The organism is Clostridium sp. BIOML-A1, assembly GCF_009874105.1.
Taxonomy (GTDB): Bacteria; Bacillota; Clostridia; order Lachnospirales; family Lachnospiraceae; genus Coprococcus.
The window spans coordinates 1-1,064 of record NZ_WWTL01000036.1; the positions used below are offsets into that span (position 1 = coordinate 1).

A 1,064-nucleotide genomic window follows, 5' to 3' on the forward strand; every position below is an offset into this window, starting at 1 on the left:
TGTAGGTTTGTCAAACATATGTTACACAGATGCCAGATAATCCTTTAGTACCTGATTTGGAGATTTCCATCCTAATGGACGCATAGGAAAGTTGTTATAATCCCTGCGATTATACACTTTCAACTGTTTGGCAAAGTCCTCAAAAGAATAAAAAGTATGAGTTGCATAAAAACGCTCATTATCCTTTCGGTGGCTTCTTTCAACTTTCCCGTTATGTCGTGGTGTAAAAGGTCGTATAACTTTATGGCAAATCCCATGCTGCTTCAGATGCACCTGAAATAGTGTGGGTTTGTCACGGTGAGTGGTAAAACGATTTGTAAATTCTGCTCCATTATCAGTTTGGATACATTGAATGGGTAACGGAAAGGCTTTCACCAGATGCTCTATAAACATAGCAGAAGAATACGTGTTGTGTTCTTCAAAAGCCTCTACGAAACGCCATCTGGAATACTCGTCAATGGCAGTATACTGAAAGAATTGTTTGCCGATGACCTTGGGGTTTTTGAGGCATGCAGAAGGAACAAATTTTACATCAACCTGTATGCGTTGTCCCGGATAATCCATCTGTTCGTAAGGCTTTGGAATATATTTAGGATTTGGCGGATGAACTGCCATAATTCCCTGCTTACGGAGAAATCTGTATAGTCCAGGGATGGAACGGGAGTAACCACGCTGCTTGAGTTTAACCCAAAAGACAACAAGACCAGCATTGGGATTGCGTCTGCGCATATCAAAGATCAGCTTGATCTCTTCAGGGGTATGTTGGTTTGGATGATGATGGGGTCTGCGAGAGCGGTCACGAAGGGACTCAATAGAACCGTCATAACGTCGTTTCCAACGATAAATGTATTGACGGTTGGTTTTATATTTGATAGCAGCTTTGGTGACACCAAACCTTTCAGCGTATTTGATTAAGGATAGACGATACCGCATATCTTGTGTTATAGTAGCCATAGCAGAGAACTCCTTTTTTGTTTTTTTGTTGTGGTGACTAAAATATAACACAAAAGAAGTATCTCTGCTTTTTTTATATTCAGTTGTAACACATGTATTGTAATCCTACA

The 1,064-nt window shown here is 40.2% G+C and carries 1 protein-coding gene; it reads right to left on the reverse strand.

Annotated features, from left to right (window positions below; translation table 11 throughout):
- Positions 1-21: 21 nt before the first annotated feature.
- Complete coding sequence (locus tag GT641_RS12900) at positions 22-954, reverse strand: DDE-type integrase/transposase/recombinase (RefSeq protein ID WP_161117743.1); 933 nt, start codon at positions 952-954, stop codon at positions 22-24.
- Positions 955-1,064: the final 110 nt, after the last annotated feature.

Excerpts from the sequence above, each read along its gene's own strand:
- GT641_RS12900 (WP_161117743.1), bottom strand. The coding sequence starts at position 954 with ATGGCTACTATAACACAAGATATGCGGTATCGTCTATCCTTAATCAAA.